Here is a 20,434-nt window from a genome sequence, read left to right as displayed (position 1 = left end):
GACACAACAAGCGAACAGCTACAAGCAACGGAGAACACACCATGGACTTTCTGTGGAACGAAGAACAGGAACAGATACGCGACGCCGTCGAGCGCGCCTGCGCACCCTTCGATGCCGACTACTGGCTGCGCAAGGACCATGAAGGCGGCTTCCCGCACGACTTCCACAAGGCCCTGGCCGACGCGGGCTGGCTGGGCATTGCCATGCCTGAAGAGTTCGGCGGCGCAGGCCTGGGCATCAGCGAGGCAGCGCTCATGATGCACACCATCTCGGCCACGGGCGCGGGCCTGTCGGGCGCCTCGGCCGTGCACATGAACATCTTCGGCCTGCACCCCGTCGTCGTCTTCGGCACGGACGAGCAAAAGCGCCGCTGGCTGCCCCCGCTGATCGCGGGCACGGACAAGGCCTGCTTCGGCGTCACCGAGCCCAATGCGGGCCTCAACACCCTCAAGCTGCAGACCCGCGCCGTGCGCGATGGCGACGTCTACGTGGTCCATGGCCAGAAAGTCTTCATCTCCACCGCCCAGGTCGCCAACAAGATCCTGCTGCTGGTACGCACCAAGCCCGTGGAAGAGTGCAAGGGCACGGAAGGCCTGAGCCTGTTCTACACCGACCTGGACCGCGAACGCATCGAAGTGCGCGAGATCGACAAGCTGGGCCGCAAATGCGTGGACACCAACCAGCTGTTCATCGACGGCCTGCGCATCCCCGCCGAGGACCGCATCGGCGAAGAGGGCAAGGGCTTTTCGTACATCCTGCACGGCCTCAACCCCGAGCGCATCCTCATCGCCGCCGAGGCCGTGGGCCTGGGCCGCGCTGCCCTGGCGCGCGCCACCCAGTACGCCAAGGAGCGCGTGGTCTTCGACCGCCCCATCGGCCAGAACCAGGGCATACAGCACCCGCTGGCCCAGGCCTGGATGGGGCTTGAGGCGGCCCACCTCATGGTGCAAAAGGCCGCCTTCCTCTACGACAGGGGCCTGCCCTGCGGCGCCGAGGCCAACGCCGCCAAGTACCTGGCAGCCGAAGCCTGCGCCAAGGCCTGCGAAACCGCCATCTTCACGCACGGCGGCATGGGCTACGCCAAGGAATACCACGTGGAGCGCTACATGCGCGAATCCTGGATCCCCCGCCTGGCGCCCGTCAGCCCCCAATTGATCATGTGCTTCATCGCCGAAAAGGTATTGGGCTTGCCTAAATCGTATTGACCCCCTGAGTCGCTTCGCGCCTTCCCCCTTCTCGCTGCGCGGAGGGGGACGACACCCTCGGTGCGGGGCGGCCCTTCCTCGGTGTCTCAAAGTTGAGGTGCGCGGGTTTTGTGGCTGCGAACCATCTGAAGTCCCATGATTTATCAATCTGTATTTCAGAGGTAGCCATGGTGCAAGATGCCATCTCGCTTGCTCCCCATCCGCCGCCTCTCATGAAGACCCACCTGCTGCGCTATTTCGTCGCCCTGGCCGAGGAACGCCACTTCGGCCGCGCGGCCCAGCGCCTGTGCATCACCCAGCCGCCGCTGAGCATGGCGCTCAAGACCCTGGAGCAGGACCTGGGCGCCAGCCTCATGGACCGCGACGCCAAGAACGTGCGCCTCACCCCTGCGGGCGAGGCCTTCCTGGTCGAGGCACGCAAGGTGCTCGCCCAGCTGCAGCATGCGGCCGACGTGGTGCGCGGCGTGGCCGAAGGCATGCAGGGCCGGCTGGACGTGGGCATCACCGGCTCCATGGTCTACCGCCAGGTGCCCGACTTCTGCCGCGCCTTCCGCGCAGAACGCCCCCTGGTCGAAGTCTGCCTGCACGAAATGTCCACGCGCGAGCAACTGCAGGCCATTGCCAGCGGCCAGATCGACTGCGGCTTTCTCAACATAGCCACCCCGCCCGACGGCCTGCAGACCCTGTCGATCGGCGAGGAACCCTTTGTCTGCTGCCTGCCCGCCACGCATGCGCTGGCGCAGCAGCCCGACATCGACCTGCGCGAACTGGCCCGCGACACCTTCGTCATGTTCGCCCGCGAAGTGGCCCCGGCCAACTACGACAACGTCATCGCCTGCCTGCAGCAGGCCGGCATCCACCCCCATACCCGCCACGCCGCGCGCCAGTGGCTCACCGTCATGGCCCTGGTCTCGGCAGAGCAGGGCGTGGCCCTGGTGCCCAGCTGCATGCAGCGCGTGGGAATGAACGGCGTGGTGTTCGTGCCGCTGCGCGGGCCGCAGCAGGCCATGACGCCCGCCGTCATGGCCTGGCGGGCGGACCAGCCTGCGGCGTTGCTGCAGGCGTTTATTGAGAGGGTGAGGGTGATGGCAGAGGGAAGCCGCAGGGTTTCAGCGCAGGGATAGGCGCCCGGAATCTACAGGCCCCCATTGCGCCAGCTCCAGCGCCAGCCGCGCAACTCAGTCCAATGGCACAGCGTCGGTACTGCCCAGAATCTCCGCCACCTTGAGCGCCAGCGCCTCCAATGTGAACGGCTTGGTCAGAAGCTGCGTCCCGGGGTGCAGGTTTTCCTGGCTGAGGGGCGATGCCTCGGTGAACCCGGTGATGAAGAGCACCGGCAGGTCGGAACGGGCCAGGCGTGCCTCGTCGGCTAGCTGCTTGCCGTTCATTCCGCCGCGCAGCCTCATGTCCGTGATCAGCATGTCCACCCGGGTTCCGGCACGCAGTACCTGCAGCGCGGCGGCTGCATCGGCCACGGCAAGCACCGTGTAGCCCAGGTCGACAAGCGCCTCGTCGATGAGATGGCGGATCGGGGCTTCGTCATCCACGACCAGCAAGGTCCTTTGGGCAGGAACCACCACCTGCCGTGCCGCATCGACCGCGCGTTCTGCAACGGGCGCGGCGTCGCATCTGGGCAGATACAGGCAGACCGTGGTGCCCTGGCCCGGCCGGGAGAAGATCCTGACCGCTCCTCCCGATTGCCGCGCAAAGCCGTAGATCATCGACAGCCCCAACCCTGTTCCATGGCCCACCGGCTTGGTGGTGTAGAACGGCTCGAAGGCGCGTGCAATGGTCTGCTCCGACATGCCGGTGCCCGTATCGGTGACGCATAGCGACACATAGCCGCCCGGCGGAAGATCCCACTCCCGGGCTGCCGCCTCTTCAAGCTCGATATTGGCTGTCCTGATGGTCAGCCGGCCGCCTTCGGGCATGGCATCGCGGGCGTTGATGCACAGGTTCAGGATGGCGTTCTCCAGCTGCGTTCCATCGATTTGCGCATGCCACAGATGGGCAGCCGGCACGATGTCGATGTCCACGCTGGCGCCCACGGTCCTGCGCAGCAGGTCCTCCCAATCGGCAAGGAGCGCGGCCATATCGGTGGGCTTGGAGTCCAGGATCTGCCGGCGCGAGAACGCAAGCAGCCGCTGCGTGAGCGTGGCGGCGCGCCGCACCGCCCCCTGCGCTCCATGGATGAAGCGCGTGAGGTTGTCCACCTGGCCGCGCGCCAGCATCCGCTGCAGCAGTTCCAGATTGCCCATGACGGCCGCCAGCAGGTTGTTGAAGTCGTGCGCAAGGCCACCCGTCAACTGGCCCACCGCCTCCATCTTCTGCGACTGGCGCAGTTGCTCCTGCACCTTGGCCAGCGCTTCGGCCTTGGCCATTTCGGAGGTGATGTCGCGGCCCACCGCATTGATGCGGCCTGCCGCCGAACGGGTGGACCAGGAGATCCAGCGGTAGCTCCCGTCCCGATGGCGATACCGGTTGTCAAACCGGGCATGCGCCATGCCTGTGGCCAGCTCCTGCGTGTCCTGGATGGTGCGCGCCAGATCTTCCGGATGGATGAGATGAAAAAGCGTGGTGCCCAGCAGCTCGTCTTCACGCCAGCCCAATACCTCGGTCCAGGCCGGGTTGACCGCAGTGATGATGCCCTCGAACGTGCAGCGCATCATGATGTCGGAAGACAGCTGCCACAGCGCGTTGCGGTCGGCCGTGCGCTCTGCCACCTGTTCCTCCAGCGTGGCATTCAAGCGCTCCAGCGCGGCCTGGGCCTGCTTGCGCTCGGTGATGTCGGAGGCCGCTCCCAGCCAGCCGGTGATGGCGCCTGCGGCATCGAACAGCGGCACGGCGCGCGAGAACGCCCAGCCCACGCTGCCATCGACCCGGTTCACCCGGTGCTCGATCACATAGTCGGTCTTCGTGCGGATGGCCCGCGCGATCTCCGCGCGCACCAGGTCGCGGTCCTCCGGGGGGATGTAGTCTTCTAGCCAGTTCGTGTTGGACGCCTGCGTGTCGGGGATGAACCCGCCGCCTGCCAGCTGGTGCAGCTCGCTCCAGTCCGCACTGATGGAGTAGCGCACTTCCGAGGAGGAGCGCACCAGTGCATCCAGCCGCTCCTCGCTCTGGCGCAACATGTCCAGCGCGCGTCGTTCCGCATCGATGTCCAAAATGGCGATGGCCGTGGCCACGACTTCCTTGTCCGCATTGCGCAGCGGCACCCCGAACACGCGCGTCCATACCTCGAGCCCCTGGGGCGTGTCATAGACACAGTCAACGCCCGGCACCACCAGCTCACCGCGGAACGCGCGGGCGGCCACAAACTGGTCGCGGGGAACGGGCTTGCCGTCCTTGTCCCAACTGCGCCAGCGCCCGCGGTCTTCCTCGGCCGACAGCAGCGAAGGGATGGGGGTGTCCGGCAGGAAATGGCGGTAGGCCGGGTTGGACATCAGCACCTTGCCACCCTTGCCCACCAGGCACAGGCCTATCGGCAGATGCTCGATGAAATCCGAGAACAGCGTCTTCTGGTCCGCGACCTGCGCATCGAAAGGGTCCTGATCGCTGGCGCCCGCGCCCTGTACGGCGCTGGCATGGCCCGCCGTGGCAATCGCCAGCTGCGCCCGCAGCCTGGCGTTTTCCTCGCGAAGCAGGGCAATCTCTTCGGACTCTTGGATCATGGGGGATGGGGCGGGGCGTTGGGTGGAGGAGAGGGGACAGCTCGCCGCTGGCGGGGACGGCGATGCTGCTGGGGATCATAGCTGTGACTGCTGGTGCGACCGATGTTGAGGCTGCAGTCCTCGGTGCGGCAATTCTTGTGGGACTTCGCCCTCCCAGGGACTATGGGGTTGAACTGGCCGTGCAATGGTCTGAATTTGGGTCCCCAATGACCGATGAATCGGTCGACGAACGCTCGAAATGTGCCATTGAAAATATGGAAGTCGAGAACCTTATTGGGAAAATGGCAAAAGGATGCATATTTCCGCCAATTTCTCGAATATGAATCAAACAAATCGGCAATGAATGATCTGCCCCGTCGTGCAGGCCATGGCTGAAGGGTGGCGGCGAGAGGGCTTCCCTGCAGGAAACGTGCCGCAGGCACCGCCGCTGCTGTGACTTTCATGTCACACGGCACAGCTGTCACGAAGAATACTTATGTGTTGCCTAGAGTTCCCGCAGCGGTGGCAGGAGGCCACCGTCATTCTCATTAATAAGTTCAGTTCGTATCTCGCCAATGAAAAATCAAAAAACGTGCTCGCGTATTCTGGGACTCGCGATGGGCACATTCTTCGCCTCTTCTTCCAGCTTGGCCCTGGCACAATCTTCCGTCACCATTTTTGGTGTGGTGGACGTCGGTGTCACCGTTGCCAAGTCCGGCAGCAACAGGCTCAATGCACTGAACTCCAGCCAAGGCAAGACCAGCTTGCTTGGCTTGCGCGGCACGGAGGACCTCGGCGGCGGCAACCGAGCTCAGCTCTGGCTTGAAGGCGGCCTCAACCCCGATGTCGGCTCTGGCGGCAGCAGCGGCTCCCTTGGCTTCGAGCGCCGCTCCACGATCGGGCTGAGCAACAATTCCTGGGGTGAAATCCGGCTGGGTCGCGACTACACCCCCAGCTACAACATCTTCACCGCTTTCGCGGGCCCCGACACCACCACCGGTGTGCAGGCCAATCTGTTCCAGACGATCCGCCAGACTGCCTATAACGCCGCCAGCCAAAGCGGCGTGGTCGACCGCACGCGCATCAGCAACGCCGTGGGCTACTTCCTGCCGAGCGACCTGGGCGGTATCTATGGCCAGTTCTCGGTTTCCTTTGGCGACGAGAACGCCTCCGGCTCTGGCGCAAGCAAGGCCCGCAGGTACATAGGCGGCAACCTGGGCTATCGCTCTGGCCCGCTGAACGTGGGTATCGGCTACGGCCGGATCGACGGCACCGCAGCCGTGGCTTCACCCAGCGCCATCGCCGCAACCAGCGATCTGGAAGACCTGGTGCTGGGCGCCTCGTACAACTTCGGCAGTTTCCTGCTCAATGGCGGATACAACAGCCTGAAGTGGGAGCCCGTCAACGGCGCAACCTCCGGGAAGGTGGACGGCTTCTACCTGGGCGCGACCATCCCCATGGGGCCAGGCAGCTTGCGCGTCAAGTACGCCAGCGCCAAGTTCAGCGGCAACGCCTCTGCCCTCACGCGCAGCGGCGGCAAGGCCGACAAGTATTCGATCGGATATGTCTACGACTTCTCCAAGCGCACCTCTCTGTACGCAGGTCTGGCGCGTGTGAACAACAAGAACGGCGCCAGCGTCGGCCTGATTGGCGGCCCTGCGGGTGTGGCCAACGCCGGCTCGACCGGTGTGGATCTGGGCATCAGCCACTCGTTCTGAGCGGCGCAGCGCCTTTTCCAGAAACGAAGCCTTCAAGCTTGGGCAGGCCCTTGCCACGCAGGGCCTGCCGATCTGCCTATCTACCTATCAGGCTTGCCTCTTCTTCTCAAGACCTACTCGCTATGCGACCCCCCAATTCTTCTCCCTGCCTGGTGGCAGTGATCGCCGCCGCGGCTGCCTTGCTGAGCGCCTGCGCCGACACCCGCCCGCTCCAGGTCGCTGGCTCCGAGACGGTGGCGCAGACCACCGGCGTCGGCAGCATCCGCGCCACCGTCACGCGCCAGGAAGTCCAGTTCGACGACAGGTTCTATTTCCCCTACGAAGGCCAACACCCCGCCACCAAGGCCGATTTTCCCAAGGGCTTTCTGCCAGCCTACGGTTCGGGCCTGGCCTTGAAGGGCAGGCGTGCCGACGGCACGCTGGAGTTCTACGCCATCACCGATCGCGGCCCGAACGCGACCACCGGCCCGGTCACGCAGATCACCGACGGCTCCAATCCCGCGGGCTTTGCCGGTTCCACGGTGTTTCCTTCGCCCAACTTCACTCCGTCCATCGGCGTGATCGCCCTCGGAAAGGACGGAGCCAGGCTCGTCTCCACCCTGCCGCTCAGATTCAGCGCCACACAGAACGCCAACGGCCGCGTGCAGCCACGGGGCATCACAGGCAACACGGGCGAGCAAGTCCTGGACGACTCCTTCACCTATCCCGGCAAGGCCAAGGGCTACAGCGAATTCGGCCTGGACACAGAATCCGTGGTGGTGGATGCCGCACGCAATGCGCTGTGGGTGTCCGACGAATACGGACCCTTCATCGTGAAGATCGACCCGGCGACCGGCATCATCCAGAAGAAATACGGGCCCGGCACCGGCGCGGCCGATCTGCCGGCCATTCTCGCCAAGCGTCGCGCCAACCGTGGCATGGAGGGGCTGAGCATTGATGTGGCCAGCGGCAAGCTGCACGGTTTCCTGCAAAGCCCCCTGGACGACGGCAAGGCCGACTACACCACCGCTGCCGTTGCCGACGCCACAGGCAAGTCGGAGAACGTGCGCGACTACGCTCGCTTTGTGCGCTGGGTGGAATTTGACCCGACCACCGAGAAAACCCGCCTGTTTGCCTTGCCCGTGGACAGCCGCTGGTACAACCAAGGCAAGACCGGCAATGCCAAGCTGGGTGATGTGGTCTCACTGGGCAAGGGGAAATTCATCGCCATCGAGCAAGGCACGGGCAAGGACAAGAAAGTCTTCAACGACCTGGTTCTGATCGAGTTTCCGGCCAACGCCACCGATATCACCGCGCTGGGCTCCGACCTGGAAAAGAGCAGCCTGACCGGCAAGCCGGTCAATGGCTCGGACTATTCCAAGGTCGTGACGCTCAAGAAGACCCGGCTCTTCAACCTGAACGCCACCGGCTGGGTGGCCGAGAAGGCCGAAGGCCTGGCGCTGGTCGATGACTACACGCTGGCGCTGACCAACGACACCGACTTCGGTGTTTCGCTGGCCGTGCTGGACGCCAGGGGCAAGGAAATCGAAGGCTCGAACGTCACCAAATGCATGGTGGACGCCGAAGGCAAGATCGTGAAGGACGGCCAATGCGCCAAGGGCGCGGCGAGCCTTCGCTTCACCACCAATGACGTCAACGACCGCACGCAGCGACTGTGGACCTTTAAGTTCAGCAAGAAACTGAGCGAATACGGCGCTCCCTGAACGACTGCGACTGCATGGCATAGGCAAGACAACGGGGCCACTGCGATCCAGGGCGGTTCGTCCAGCGCGAAGGCGCTGCGACGGCCCGCAACGCTGATGTCGCCTCCTATGGCATCTGCACGGAGCAGCGCCGCCGTTGCGGCGAAAGTGCGGGGTTGCCGCAATGGCGGGACCTTTCGACCTCCAGCAGTCTTACGGCATTGCCCAAAGCGGTAGTCGTCGAGTGCGTAGATGGCAGGCATACGTCCGAGCCGATCACTTCCACAATCAAATCCCCATCTGCTTGGCCATTTCAGAAGCGCCTTCAAATTCCATGCTGGTTTCCGCGTGAGTCGAGGAAATTCAACAGAGAGCCGTCCAGAATTCAATTCCGGATTTTCGATGGCTTGGGATTGGCCAGTCATCGAATTCCTGAAGAGATAGTGCGTGCGGTATCCTCAGCCGCTCTGTGGAGGAGAAGAAAGTGGCGGTACTGATTCCTGCGATGGGGGCGTGCGTTGGGCGCATGACGCCTGGCGAGCGACGCCTGGCCGAGCGGTTGGAGCAAAAGCTCGAAGACGATTACATGCTCTGGTATGACGTGCCCATCGGCCCCAAGCAGACGCATCCTGACTTTGTCGTCATTCATCCACGCAGGGGCATTTTGATTCTTGAGACCAAGGATTGGCGGCTCGAGACGGTTCAAGAGGCGACCAAACAGGCCTGGACGCTCATCGTGGATGGAAGGCCCAAGGTCGTCATCAATCCGGCAGCTCAGGCGCGACACTGCGCCATTCAAGTGGTCAATGCACTGGAGCGGGATCAGCAACTCATTCACGGCGAAGGCCCTCATCAGGGAAAGCTGGCATTTCCCTGGGGCAGCGGCGTGGTGTTCACCAACATCACGCGCAAGCAGTTTGAAGAGTCTGCACTGGACCAGACGATTGATGCGCATCTGGTCATCTGCAAGGATGAGATGCTGGAATCCGTTGATGCGGAGGCTTTTCAGCAGCGCCTGTGGAACATGTTCCCCCACGCTTTCGGCAAAGCCATGTCGGTGCCGCAGCTTGAGCGCACGCGGTGGATCATGTTCCCGCAGGTGCGTGTTCCGGTGCAAGGCAGCCTTCTGCCGGAAGACGCGGACGAGCTGCCGGACATCATGCGCGTCATGGACTTGCAGCAGGAGCAACTCGCGCGCAGCCTGGGCGATGGGCATCGCGTGATCCACGGAGTTGCCGGCTCAGGCAAGACCATGATTCTTGGCTATCGTGCGGAACACCTGGCCAAGACCGCTTCGACCAAGCCCATCCTCGTGCTCTGCTACAACGAGCCCTTGGCCGTGAAGCTCAATGCCTGGTTTGCGGCCAAGGGCCTGGCCGACCGGGTGCATGCCCGCAACTTCCACAAGTGGTGCCGCCAGCAGTTGGTGGCCTATGGCCAGACGCTACCCGCTCAGGGCCCAGGCATGTTTGATCAGATGGTGGAGTTTGTGATTCGCGGCGTGGATCGGCAACAGATTCCGTCCGGGCAATACCAGGCCGTGATGGTCGACGAGGGGCACGACTTTCAGCCTGAATGGCTCAAGCTCGTCACCCAGATGGTGGACCCCGAGACCAACAGCCTGTTGATCCTGTACGACAGCGCCCAGAACATCTATGGCAAGAGCAAGGCGCGTGGCTTCAGCTTCAAGAGCGTGGGAATCCAGGCCTCGGGGCGCACGACCATTCTCAAGATCAACTACCGCAACACCAGGCAGATTCTGCAAATCGCCAACCGCGTCGCCGCCGAGTTCCTGCAACCCAATGCCCAGGATGAGGACGGTGTGCCGCTGGTGCAGCCCATCAGCTGCGGCCGCGAAGGGCAGGAGCCGCTGATCGTGCGCCTGCCGAGCTTGCGGGATGAACCCGCCAAGATCGCCGAGCTGCTGGCTGCGGCGCATCAGGAAGGCCACGCCTGGGGTGACATGGCCATCCTGTGCCGCGATCACGACTCCATGAACCAGTGCGCCATGGCACTTGGCCGCCGAAAACTTCCGCATCGCGTGCGTCATCGGTCAGGTGACTTCGATCCACTGGCCGACACCATCAAAGTGATGACAATGCACGCCAGCAAGGGATTGGAGTTCCCAGTCGTGGCCGTTGCAGGAGTGGGGCAGATGCCGCGCGAAGGCGAAGATGCGGCGGACGAGGCCAAACTGTTCTATGTGGCTGCGACGCGGGCGACACAAAAACTGGTATTGACTGTGGCGGGTGAAGGGGCGTTTGCGAAGGCGCTGGTGAATGCTGGGTGAGGGCGGGGTGAATGCGGGTTGAGGGCAGGGCGAGGACGGGCACAAGTCCGTGGTGCGGTGGTCAGGGCTCCAGGCGTGGTCCCAGTAGCGTTGCACCCGCAGCGCATTCTTGAAGATGGCGCTGCGATCCGAAAAGGATGTTGTGCCTATCACCCTTCCCACTCGAATGTGCACGCCATCTTGCCACTCGGCGCATTGCGCAGGCGGTTCAGGAAATCCAACTGGCTTTTGGCCGTTTGATTCCCTTTTGCCACGGCTTGCCGCAGCCAGTGCACTGCTTCGCAGCGATCCGCTTTCACCGCGGTGCCATACAGGGTTGGGCCTGCCAGAAGAATCCATGCCAGTGTTTCCTGGGCTTGTGGCTCGCCATCCCGGGCCGCCTGGCGCAGCAACGCGAGCATGGAGGCGTAGTCACCCGCAGTCTGCGCCTCCAGGGCCAGTTGAAACCGCTGCTCGGAAGTCGTGGCCATGTCCAACGGCAGCGGTGCCGCCTGCGCCAGCGCGCCGGACAGGGCCGCTGCGATGAACAAGCCGTGCCGTGCATGCCGGGCCAGCGTGGCAATTGGTGTGGCAATTGGGCGGAATTCGAATCGCATTTTTGTCTCCACTTGAACTGAGTGGCCCCATCGTCTTCGCAATCCCGGTCCCTGAAAATTCGGAATTGTCAAAGGCGCCCTCAGGGCCACCCAGAGGCTGACTCGAATCGGCCGTGCAGGCCCGGCGCGCACGGCTTCAGCCCATGAACCCCAGATCGATGGGATACGCCGAGCCGCCGAAGTTGCCGATGTGCGGCAGCACCCCCGCCAGCTCGGTATTCGCCACGCCGAACCAGCGCGCCAGGGTGGCGGCGTACTGGTCCACGGCAGTGCTGGGCAACAGGCGCCCCTGGCCGACATGCCACTGGTCTTCGCTGCCGCTGCCGTTTCCCACGCTGATGGGCGGCGGCGCGCCATAGAAGGACGCGCCACGCACCGCACCGCCCACCACGAAGTGGTGGCCGCCCCAGCCATGGTCCGAGCCGTCGCCGTTGGACGTCAGCGTGCGGCCGAAGTCCGACGCGGTGAAGGCCGTGACCTTGTCGGCCACGCCGAGTTCGGCCGTGGCGTTGTAGAAGGCCGTCATGGCGCTGCTCACCTTGTCGAGCAGCTGCGGCTGGTTGGCGATCAGGTTGTCGTGCAGGTCGAACCCGCCCAGCGAGACGAAGAACACCTGCCGGCGCGTGCCCAGCGCGTTGCGTCCGGCGATGAGCCGGGCCACCACCTTGAGCTGGTCGGCCAGCGGGTTGTTGGCAGGGAAGGCGGTGGACAGGCTGGCGCTGGAGAGGGCTGAAGAGATCTGCCCCTCGGCACTGATGGAGCGCTGCGTGACGCGGGCGTACTCGGCCTCCATCGCGTGGCTGCCGGCCGTCTGCACCAGCTCGCTCAACAGGCCGCGCACGGCGGTCGATCCATAGACGCTGGTGCCCTTGACGGCGTTGATGGGCACGGCGCCGCCCGGGCTGATCTGGTACTGCAGCGCCTGGTCGCCCGAGAGAAACACGGCGTTGCCCGTGGCCGAGATACAGGTGAAGAGCGACGTGGCGTTGGACGACAGCGCCAGGTCGCCCAGGTTGCCGCCCCAGCCCAGGGTGGAGCCTTCTGCGCCCTGCGACTGCCACACCGACTGCTGGTCGTTGTGCGAGAAAAGCTTGGGCGGCAGCGGGTAGCTGCGCCGGTCGCCGGTGGCATATTGGGCCCGCGTGAGCGGCACCAGCAGCGGGCCGACGTTCAGTTGCACCGCAGCGCGGCCCGCGTTGAAGAGGCCGGCCAGGCCCGTCATGGATGGGTGCAGCGCGTACTGCATGCCACCGGCCAGCGCCGTGCGGGGCTGCAGCAGCGTATTGCCCAGCGCGGCGCGGGCCAGGGCAATGCCACCGGCCGTGCCATCGCTGTTGCCGCCGCGGATGGCGGAGTACTGCCCGTAGCGGGTGCTGTCGTAGGGCACGACGGTGTTGGCGTAGTCGCAGCCGCCATAGAGGAAGACGCAGACCAGCGCCTTGTAGTCGCTTGCCTCGAAGGCGGCGGCCTCGCCCAGCGCGGCAAGATTCAGGGCGAAGGGCAGGGCGGTACCGGCGGCGGCCAGTTGCGTGCTGCGGCGCAGGAATGCGCGGCGCGTGTGGCGGGCGGGGTCGATGAAATTCATGGAGATGTCGCTTTGCTTTGCAGACGTTCGGTCACTTGTTCGGTCGCTTGTTCGGTCACTTCTGCACCAGATATTCGGGGCTGGCCATCACCAGCAGCACGGCGGCTGCCACGCGGTTGAGCTGGGTGGCGGTGTTGCTGGTGGCCGTCACCGGCGTGGCATTGAGCGCTGCCACGATGCGCGCCTGCGTGGCGGCCGATACCTGCCCTGCCGACAGCAGCAGCGCCACCTTGCGCACCAGCGCGGCGGCGTCGGCCACCAGGGGCAGCAGGTTGGCGTAGCTGCAGGTGATATCGAAGCCGTTGGCTGCGCTGCTGCCGCCCTGGGGCAGGTCTGGCGCGTTCACGTAGTAGCCGAAGCGGATCACGTTCTGCATGAAGTTCAGGTAGCCGCTCACGCTGGTCTCGGTGACGATCTGGAACTCCGGCGCCACCTGGCCCGTCGTGGCCAGGGGCGTGGAGGGCGGCACGTAGCCCGGGCGGAAGAAGTTGAACACCGAGCCCGAGCGCAGCGGGCTCTGGCCCAGGCGGGTGGCCGGGTCGCTCAGGTTGTCGATCTTCCAGGTGCCGCGTGCCGACCGCAGCCCGAAGGTGCGGCCCCACTGCACGAAGCGCACCATGGGCTCGCGCAGGCGGCCGTACTGGGGGCTGGCAAGCCCTGCCGCGCCGCGCGCCTCCGGGTCCAGCAGCACTGTGGCAATCACGGCGCGCAGGTCGCCCCGCGTGCCGCTGCCGTTGTCGGCGAAGGCGGCGGCCACGCGCCCCACATAGGCGGGGCTGGGGTTGCTGGTGACCAGGCGCTGGATCAGCTGGCGCCCGATGAAGGGCCCCACGTTGGGGTGGTTGAACAGCGTGTCCAGCGCTGCCTTCAGCGCCGCTGGCCCCGACGTGCCCGCAGCCACGGTGGTGCCCAGGAAAGTGGCGGCCAGAGTGGAATGGCGCGCGGCGTTGAAGGCCATGGGCAGCAGCGCCTGCTGCAGCCCCGTCACCGTGCTGCCGCTCAGGTTGGTGGGCTGGTTCTTGCTGGTGTCGTAGTCGTAGCCGGTGAAGACGCGCGCGAGGTTGCTCACATCGGCTGCCGAATAGGTATCGATGCGATTGCCGTTGCCGTCGCGCTGCTCGGTGCCGTCGGGGTTGAGGCGGTAGAGGCCGATGGTGAACAGCTGCATCACCTCGCGGGCGTAGTTCTCGTCGGGCTGGCGGCCGCTGCGGGCGTCTTCCTTCTGGTTGCCGCGCGTGCTCAGGTAGATGCCCATGGCCGGGCTGAGCGTGACGGCCTCCAGCAGCGTGCGGAAGTTGCCGAAGGCATGCTGGTTCAGCAGATCCCAGTAGCCGGAGGCCAGGAAGATGCTCCAGGGCTGCTCCAGCCCCGTGGTGGAGACCACCATGATCTCCGACAGCGCCAATGCCACACGCTTGCGCACGGCGTCGCGCTCCGTGAAAAGCTGGCTCCAGAGCATGAAGTCGGAGGGATACGAGACGTTGTCGTAGCGCGTGCCGGCCTCTGCCACGCCGTAGCCGCGCTGCATCAGCCAGGCCGTGCCCGTGGTGTCCACGGGCAGCGCGAACTGCTCGGCCAGCCAGGGGCCGTAGCCCTTGGCGCGCAGCGCTGCGATCTCCTCGTCGGTGGCCGAGAACTGCGCCTGCAGCAGAAAACGTGCGGCTTCTTCATCGCTGGTGGGGGTGGCCGTGGTGCCCGTACCGGTTCCGCCACCAGGGCCGGCGCCCGTGCCGCCAGTGCCGGTGCCGGGGGCTGAATCGCCCCCACCGCCCCCGCAGGCCACCAGCAGCGCGGCCGCAAGGGAGGAGGCCAGGGCGGGAGGAATCAGGGAGCTCTTCGGTTCGTGGCCGAGGTGGCCGGGCTCTGCGCAGGCAGGCAAGGAATCCGCGGGCGCGCGGTCGGGCGGCTGCAGCGTGGAGGCTGCAGCCTGTGGTGTGGGGTGCATTGTGGGCTTTCAGGCAGAGGCCGGGGCGTGGCAACGAACTGCCTCGCTCTTCGGCGCGTGGCGCAGAGTGTTCCAAGGATTTCGGAGGTGCGCAGCCACCTTGCAGCCCAAAAGCGTGTCAAGACGTTATACGGCGCAGGGGCTGCAGGGGGCTGTATGCAGGGTTGACGCTGTGGAGCCTGGGCAAAGCCCGATGTGGGCCGCTCGCCTGCCGGTGTTCTGAGGGGATGCGCAGCGTTGTGCGGGTGCAACCATGCGGGCGGATTGTCATAGGGCTTTCTCCTGCTTCAGGCTGAAGAATGCTGCTTGACGTCTTGGGGCCGTACACCTGAGTGCGTTGCATCTGCACAGTGCCGCGTTGCCGAGCGGTATCTGTCGCCTGGTGTTCGCATGAAGGCGTCCTGAACGCTGCACGCAGGCTCAGACGCACCAGGGATGCCAAGGCCAGGCAATTCTTGGGTTGCCAGTGCTTGTAGGGTGAAGTCATCCGTGCAAGTTACCTGGATCTCAGATGTTGCACTTCATATTTGACACCACCGTAAATCAACTGTGCAAAGACAATGACAAGAATCTTCTTTATGTTGGTGGCGATCATGATTTCTGGTACCACGTCTGCTGGTGAGAAAAATTCACCACCAATCCAAGATTTAAAAGAAGTAAAGAGATCTGCAGATGAATTCTTGATGAAGGAAAACAGGCAGAAGAGAACCCAATTCACTGCTGTTCGAATCAATCCAAAAATAATAGTCGAACAGTGCGCTGTTCCACTTGAATCGGACTGGGCATCTTCAGACAGTGGAGTTCTAGGAAAAAGAGTTCAAGTTGCCTGCAGATCGACATTGCACGACAAAAAGGGTTGGCGTGTTCTGGTGCCAATTGCAGCGTCAGCCACACACAAGAATTAGAGTGAAATTCTATGCGTCAGGATGATTGGCTACCGCGCAAACGAAGGATGATTCCAAGAGGCGCTGATGCCGCTCAGCAGCGCTGTCGTTGTGGCGCAGTGCCACTGGATAAGCCCTAGGTTGTGGCAAGGGCTGGTACGGACCACCTCGCTCGTCGGGGGGGCAATGTCGGGACTTCGCGCGGCTTTGGAGTCGTTTTCTGGGAAGTTGAGGTGGATGGAGCGAGTGATATAGGGCGTAGGAGGCGCATGATCACCGGTCTGTGCTTATTGCTCGCTGCTGGCAAGCTCCCCATTTTAGATGTTCGACCTTGTTATTGAATCCGCATCCAAGTGCGATTTTGGTCATCTAGTTGCTAGGGCCTTGAAATAAAGATTCTATCCTCTACAGTATCGACAGCCTGACCGAGCTGAAGTATGGATCTATTCCGACAGCTGGCTTTGGCGATTACTTCATCGAAATCATTTGAACTCTGGTGGAAAAAATCCCGCAGCAGAGACTCCTGGAACAATATCTGCAAAAAGGTCTGGTATTAGCATGTGATTTACTTTCAAATCAATGGTTTAAAATAGGCTAAAGCTTGTGTGAGTCGGTATGTATTAAGGCAGGCTAAAATCGCCGATACACGAAGCTGGGTTTTTTGATAGATCGTCACATAAAGAATAGAACTATTGAACACCGGGGTAGGTCGCTAGCTCAACACCAGGCAAGCATTTTACATGCTCATCCAATAGACACCTCACAAACCGTGTGTAGCCTAATTTTGTCTTTTTAAAATCGATGCCTCGTAAATTACAATCAAAAAAGACTGTGCCTTGCAAATTGGCCTCTTCAAAGTAGACGTTTTTGAATACGGTATTGAAAATCTCCGCGTTGGCCAAATTCGATTTATTTAAATTTGAATTAATTATTTCGCTGTCAGATATATTTGCCTTTACCAGTCCAGCATTGATGAAGTTGCATTCAATGAAAACGCAATTTTTTATCCAAGAGCCACCAATATCGTAGCTCTCGAAATTACACCCTTGAAACATTACATCAAATGTCATGAACTCCAATGCATTAAATTCGGGGAATTTAACATCGGAGACATTGGCATGTTTTAATTTCATTGAAACTACTTCAATCAGGCTGTTGTCGTTAATTTTATTAAAAAAATCAACTATGCCGTCCTCAAGACAATGACCTGGTTTTGGTTCAATGAATAGGGAGCTATTCTTTTGCATTGATTTTGCTTCTGTAGCACTATTTTGATTAGAGCGTGTTATGAATTTTCGTTTGCTGTGTTCAGCAGCTGGCGTGGAGTTCCGCGATGCCTCGCAGGCCTTACATAACAGGTGCACCTTGGCGACTGCTGCCAAATGACCTGAGCAGTCCTTCGTGCCCCCACCAGCAGCTTCAACCAGTTACTGCTCATCTGGTGAAACAATATTCAGAATGTGCTGTTCATAGATTTCAGAGATTCGCTTCAGGACAAGCGTTTTCCCTAAAATTTCCGCATCTATAACAGCATCCCTTAATAATTCTGGAGAGACCTGCTTCAGGGCCTTTGTTGACAACGGTGCGTAACTAAGATGCCAAGGCTCAGGATACATCCCACCTTTAAAAAATTTGTAGGGTCGGAAAAATCCGTACTTGGCAATGTTTTCATCGAGCCAAAGATGCAGTGGGTGAAATACTCCACCTTTCACGGTCTCTTCCGGAAGTAGCTTAGGTTCATAGCCTACAGGCATCGCGGCGCCATCAACTACATCGATTTCTGTGCCCCACTGATGGCGGCTTCCTCCAAGTAGAGCAGACCAGTTGAGAATGCAGTCAATGACCTGAGCGTCATCTAAATTTGCCTTGTCACGAGGAACACCATTGATGTCATACAGAGGTTTTTTCCCGGAAAATTTCCCGTTCCAAATTCTCAGTTGAGTCCGAAAATCTCTAAACGAACTGAAAGGCAGTAGATCTATCCCTGATTTTTTGGCGTCGTTGCGCATTGCAAGAAATGCTTGTCCTGCATCTAGTTGGGCCGCGAATCGGGGTTCATCAAACTGGGTGACATGAGTGCGTGATCTGCCAGTAAGCTCTAGGTCATTTAGCATATGTCTTTCATTTTATTTTGGAGTCATTTGCTCTTGTTTTGCCGTAAGCAGTGTAATGTGTGCGGCCGCTTCTGGCTGTGAATTCAACCGGTCGATGCAACACAATGACTGCACCTGGCGCAAGGAGTGCTGGCCATGAAGCAACGACCTCGGATCTACTACACCGAAGCACAGAAGGCGATGATGTGGGATCGCTGGAGCAAGGGCGATACCCTGCACCAGATCGGCAAGCTGTTCGATCGGCCACATACCTCCATTCAGAACATCCTGGCCGCAACCGGCGGAATCCGCCCGCCAGCGCGCCATCGATCACGATTGGCACTGACTCTCGCTGAGCGCGAGGAGATCTCGCGGGCATTGGCTGCGGGCGAATCCATCCACTGCGTTGCCGCGCGCTTGGGGCGAGCTGCATCCACTGTCAGCCGTGAGCTTCACCGCAACGGTGGCAAGAGTTGCTACAGGGCTGCGCGCGCCGATGAAGCAGCCTGGGAGCGTGCGCACCGCCCCAAGCCTTGCAAGCTGGCGAGCAATCCAGCCCTGGCGCAGATCGTGGCTGGCAAACTGCAGCATCGATGGTCGCCTGAGCAGATCGCCGGTTGGCTCAAACGGACCTACCCAGAGCAAAGGAGCATGCAGGTGTCCCACGAAGCCATCTATCGCACGCTCTTTGTCCAGACGCGGGGCGCTTTGAAGAAGGAGCTTCTGGAGCATTTGCGGCGCACCAGAGGCATGCGTCGTTCACGGCACTACACGCAAAAGACCAGTATCCATGGCCGAATCGTCGGTGCCGTCCCCATCAGCGAACGTCCGGCCTGTATAGAAGATCGGGCCGTGCCAGGGCATTGGGAAGGAGACTTGCTGTTCGGCGATGCTCATAGCCAGATCGCGACCTTGGTGGAGCGACACACGCGCTATGTGATGCTGGTCAAGCTGGTGGACAAAGACTCGTACACCGTGGCTGCGGCCCTAGCCAGACATGCCAGGAGCCTGCCGCATGAGCTCTACCGCTCCTTGACCTGGGATCGCGGCTCGGAAATGGCGGGGCACAAGCGCTTCACGTTGGCGACCGACATCCAGGTCTACTTCTGCGACCCGCACCATCCATGGCAACGGGGCACCAACGAGAACACGAACGGGTTACTCAGGCAGTACCTTCCCAAAGGCCTGGATCTGTCGGGCTACTCACAGGAGAGCTTGGATGCGATTGCAAGGCAGTTGAACCAGCGTCCCAGGAAGACGCTGGGGTTCAGAACACCTGCTGAAATGTTTGATGAGTGTGTTGCGTTGACCGGTTGAATCCACCGCCGGCAGCAGTCCTTCACTAGGTACCACTTTCACGCTTTTCCACTCGCTTGTCCACTTCACCCACTACATCCCCCGGCGCAACCCCCAACACCTTGCACAGCTTGAAGGCAAGCCGAAGGCTTGGCTTCGCATCACCTTCTGTGGAGAGTCCTCTCTGACTCTTTACAAAGTTCCAACTACAGGTGGCAGACAGAGACTTGGTAAAGCCGGAAGCTTTGCTGTCCGGTTCTCTTGCTTCCACTGCGTGCAGTGGCTCTGGGACCGGGACCCTCTCGACAGGAACCCCAATGCCCCAGCCAACTTCCGCCACCACACCCCCACCCAAACTCGAAGACTTCGCCATAGACGCCGTCCTGCACATGGGCGCCGCGCTGGATGTGCTGGACCTGCACGCTCGCCACAAGGTCACGGCCATCAATTGCGTGTGCCGCGATCTGCTGCGCATCTACTACGTGAAGGCCGACCAGGCGCAGTCGCTGGAGCCGGAAGACAGGGAACTGGTGGGACTGTTGCACGACACTGCGGTGAACCTGGGCTATGCCATCGAGGTGGTGGAGCATCTCAATGGCGATGAGGCCGACGACCCCATTCTTTATGCCGTGAGCTATCTGCTCAGGGCTGCGAAGCGGTTTGCGGATGAGGGGGTGTCGGTGGCGTTGGCCTGAAGAGTGCGGCAGGCGCGGATGGCCTGCGGACATGGCGGGAGCGAGGCAAAAAATGGGCGAAAAAAAGCGCGCCCCATGCTGAAGCGCGCTGCTGGGTTGGGGCCGTGGGTCAGTCCTTCTTGGCCCGGATGACTTCGCCGCCCACGGCGTCGATCTTGACTTCCATGAGCGTGCCGTTGGTCTGCAGCACTTCGACCTGGTAACTGGTCTGGCCCCAGTGGGAGTCCAGTTCCGCGCTGACGGGCGTGCCCGGTGTGTGGCGGGTGGCGGCCTGGATGGCTTGCTCGATGGTGGACTTGGCCTTTTCCAGGCGCTGGCGGTCCTTGCGCTTGGCGGCGCCGTCATTCTTGTGCTGGGCGGCCTGGCCGGTGATGGCGTTGACCCAGACTTCCACGCTGTCGCCGGCCGGGGTGATGACTTCGATTTCGTAGCGCGGGCCCGTGCCGTCGCCGTCGTCCAGCTGGGCTTCGATGGCCTTGCCGGGTACGGCCTGGGTGGCGCGGGTGATGGCCTGCTCCAGCGGGATCTTGGCCTGGCTGGTGATGGTCTGCCATTCGGCCACCGATTTGGCGGCGGCGGGCAGGGCGGCGGTGGCGCAGGTCAGGGCCAGGGTGATGGAGAGGGCGGCGGTGCGTGCGAATGGGGCAGGCTTCATGGGTGTGGCTCCTTCCGGGAATGGGGTTGGACAAGACAACGGTCGGGGCCATTGTCTCTACCGTCCCGGAGAGCGGTTGTCGGAGAGGGCGCCCTTTGCCCTCTCCGGCGTGCTGCGGTTTGATTCAGCGCAAGCTCTGC

Annotated in this window: 16 protein-coding genes; 9 read left to right on the top strand and 7 right to left on the bottom strand. The window is 62.0% G+C overall.

What is annotated here, in order from left to right; translation table 11 throughout:
• The first annotated feature begins 41 nt into the window (after window positions 1-41).
• Together G4D77_RS00515 and G4D77_RS00510 are read left to right on the top strand one after the other, a co-directional pair.
• The gene (locus G4D77_RS00515; RefSeq protein ID WP_012205503.1) at window positions 42-1,205 is read left to right on the top strand and encodes an acyl-CoA dehydrogenase family protein; all 1,164 of its coding nucleotides are present in this window, start codon (window positions 42-44) and stop codon (window positions 1,203-1,205) included.
• A gap of 167 nt (window positions 1,206-1,372) precedes the next feature.
• Window positions 1,373-2,329 (top strand): LysR family transcriptional regulator, encoded by a 957-nt coding sequence (locus G4D77_RS00510; RefSeq protein ID WP_213757841.1) that lies wholly within the window; start codon window positions 1,373-1,375, stop codon window positions 2,327-2,329.
• Window positions 2,330-2,383: 54 nt separating this feature from the next.
• Here the strand turns inward: G4D77_RS00510 and G4D77_RS00505 are convergent, their stop codons facing one another.
• Window positions 2,384-4,876: a hybrid sensor histidine kinase/response regulator gene (locus G4D77_RS00505; protein WP_213757840.1), complete on the bottom strand. Its 2,493-nt coding sequence runs from the start codon at window positions 4,874-4,876 to the stop codon at window positions 2,384-2,386.
• A gap of 62 nt (window positions 4,877-4,938) precedes the next feature.
• On the opposite strand from G4D77_RS00505, the gene G4D77_RS00500 reads away from it, so the two are divergent.
• The 4 genes from G4D77_RS00500 (at window position 4,939) to G4D77_RS00485 (ending at window position 10,545) form a co-directional block, all read left to right on the top strand.
• A complete protein-coding gene (locus G4D77_RS00500) occupies window positions 4,939-5,199 on the top strand; it encodes a hypothetical protein (protein WP_154834362.1) in 261 nt (86 codons plus the stop codon).
• Between the two features lie 273 nt (window positions 5,200-5,472).
• A complete protein-coding gene (locus G4D77_RS00495; protein ID WP_154836366.1) occupies window positions 5,473-6,573 on the top strand; it encodes a porin in 1,101 nt (366 codons plus the stop codon).
• Between the two features lie 122 nt (window positions 6,574-6,695).
• Entirely contained in the window at window positions 6,696-8,276 is a 1,581-nt protein-coding gene (locus tag G4D77_RS00490; RefSeq protein ID WP_154834361.1) for an esterase-like activity of phytase family protein, read from the top strand.
• Window positions 8,277-8,781: 505 nt separating this feature from the next.
• Entirely contained in the window at window positions 8,782-10,545 is a 1,764-nt protein-coding gene (locus tag G4D77_RS00485; RefSeq protein ID WP_154836365.1) for a DEAD/DEAH box helicase, read from the top strand.
• 149 nt (window positions 10,546-10,694) lie between these two features.
• On the opposite strand, the gene G4D77_RS00480 is transcribed toward G4D77_RS00485, so the two are convergent.
• From G4D77_RS00480 to G4D77_RS00470, 3 genes are all read right to left on the bottom strand, one after another.
• A complete protein-coding gene (locus G4D77_RS00480) occupies window positions 10,695-11,141 on the bottom strand; it encodes an SEL1-like repeat protein (RefSeq protein ID WP_154834360.1) in 447 nt (148 codons plus the stop codon).
• 136 nt (window positions 11,142-11,277) lie between these two features.
• Window positions 11,278-12,726 (bottom strand): DUF1501 domain-containing protein, encoded by a 1,449-nt coding sequence (locus G4D77_RS00475; RefSeq protein ID WP_126312249.1) that lies wholly within the window; start codon window positions 12,724-12,726, stop codon window positions 11,278-11,280.
• A 55-nt stretch (window positions 12,727-12,781) separates the two neighbouring features.
• A complete protein-coding gene (locus G4D77_RS00470) occupies window positions 12,782-14,671 on the bottom strand; it encodes a DUF1800 domain-containing protein (RefSeq protein WP_154834359.1) in 1,890 nt (629 codons plus the stop codon).
• 560 nt (window positions 14,672-15,231) lie between these two features.
• On the opposite strand from G4D77_RS00470, the gene G4D77_RS00465 reads away from it, so the two are divergent.
• Entirely contained in the window at window positions 15,232-15,576 is a 345-nt protein-coding gene (locus G4D77_RS00465) for a hypothetical protein (protein ID WP_154834358.1), read from the top strand.
• Between the two features lie 668 nt (window positions 15,577-16,244).
• Here G4D77_RS00465 and G4D77_RS00460 read toward each other — a convergent pair.
• Both G4D77_RS00460 and G4D77_RS00455 read right to left on the bottom strand, forming a co-directional pair.
• Complete coding sequence (locus tag G4D77_RS00460) at window positions 16,245-16,937, bottom strand: pentapeptide repeat-containing protein (RefSeq protein ID WP_154834357.1); 693 nt, start codon at window positions 16,935-16,937, stop codon at window positions 16,245-16,247.
• Between the two features lie 45 nt (window positions 16,938-16,982).
• The gene (locus G4D77_RS00455; protein WP_213757839.1) at window positions 16,983-17,669 is read right to left on the bottom strand and encodes a M15 family metallopeptidase; all 687 of its coding nucleotides are present in this window, start codon (window positions 17,667-17,669) and stop codon (window positions 16,983-16,985) included.
• Window positions 17,670-17,804: 135 nt separating this feature from the next.
• Between G4D77_RS00455 and G4D77_RS00450 the strand changes: the two genes are divergently transcribed.
• Entirely contained in the window at window positions 17,805-18,965 is a 1,161-nt protein-coding gene (locus G4D77_RS00450; RefSeq protein ID WP_016448150.1) for an IS30 family transposase, read from the top strand.
• Between the two features lie 296 nt (window positions 18,966-19,261).
• Window positions 19,262-19,639: a hypothetical protein gene (locus tag G4D77_RS00445; protein WP_154834355.1), complete on the top strand. Its 378-nt coding sequence runs from the start codon at window positions 19,262-19,264 to the stop codon at window positions 19,637-19,639.
• 109 nt (window positions 19,640-19,748) lie between these two features.
• Here G4D77_RS00445 and G4D77_RS00440 read toward each other — a convergent pair whose 3' ends face one another.
• Complete coding sequence (locus tag G4D77_RS00440) at window positions 19,749-20,294, bottom strand: PepSY domain-containing protein (RefSeq protein ID WP_154834354.1); 546 nt, start codon at window positions 20,292-20,294, stop codon at window positions 19,749-19,751.
• Window positions 20,295-20,434: the final 140 nt, after the last annotated feature.

It is taken from the genome of Delftia sp. WY8 (assembly GCF_018437695.1).
GTDB lineage: Bacteria > Pseudomonadota > Gammaproteobacteria > Burkholderiales > Burkholderiaceae_C > Comamonas > Comamonas tsuruhatensis.
The sequence above is the reverse complement of the archived record's forward strand: the minus strand, read 5'-3'. Positions and strand labels throughout refer to the sequence as shown.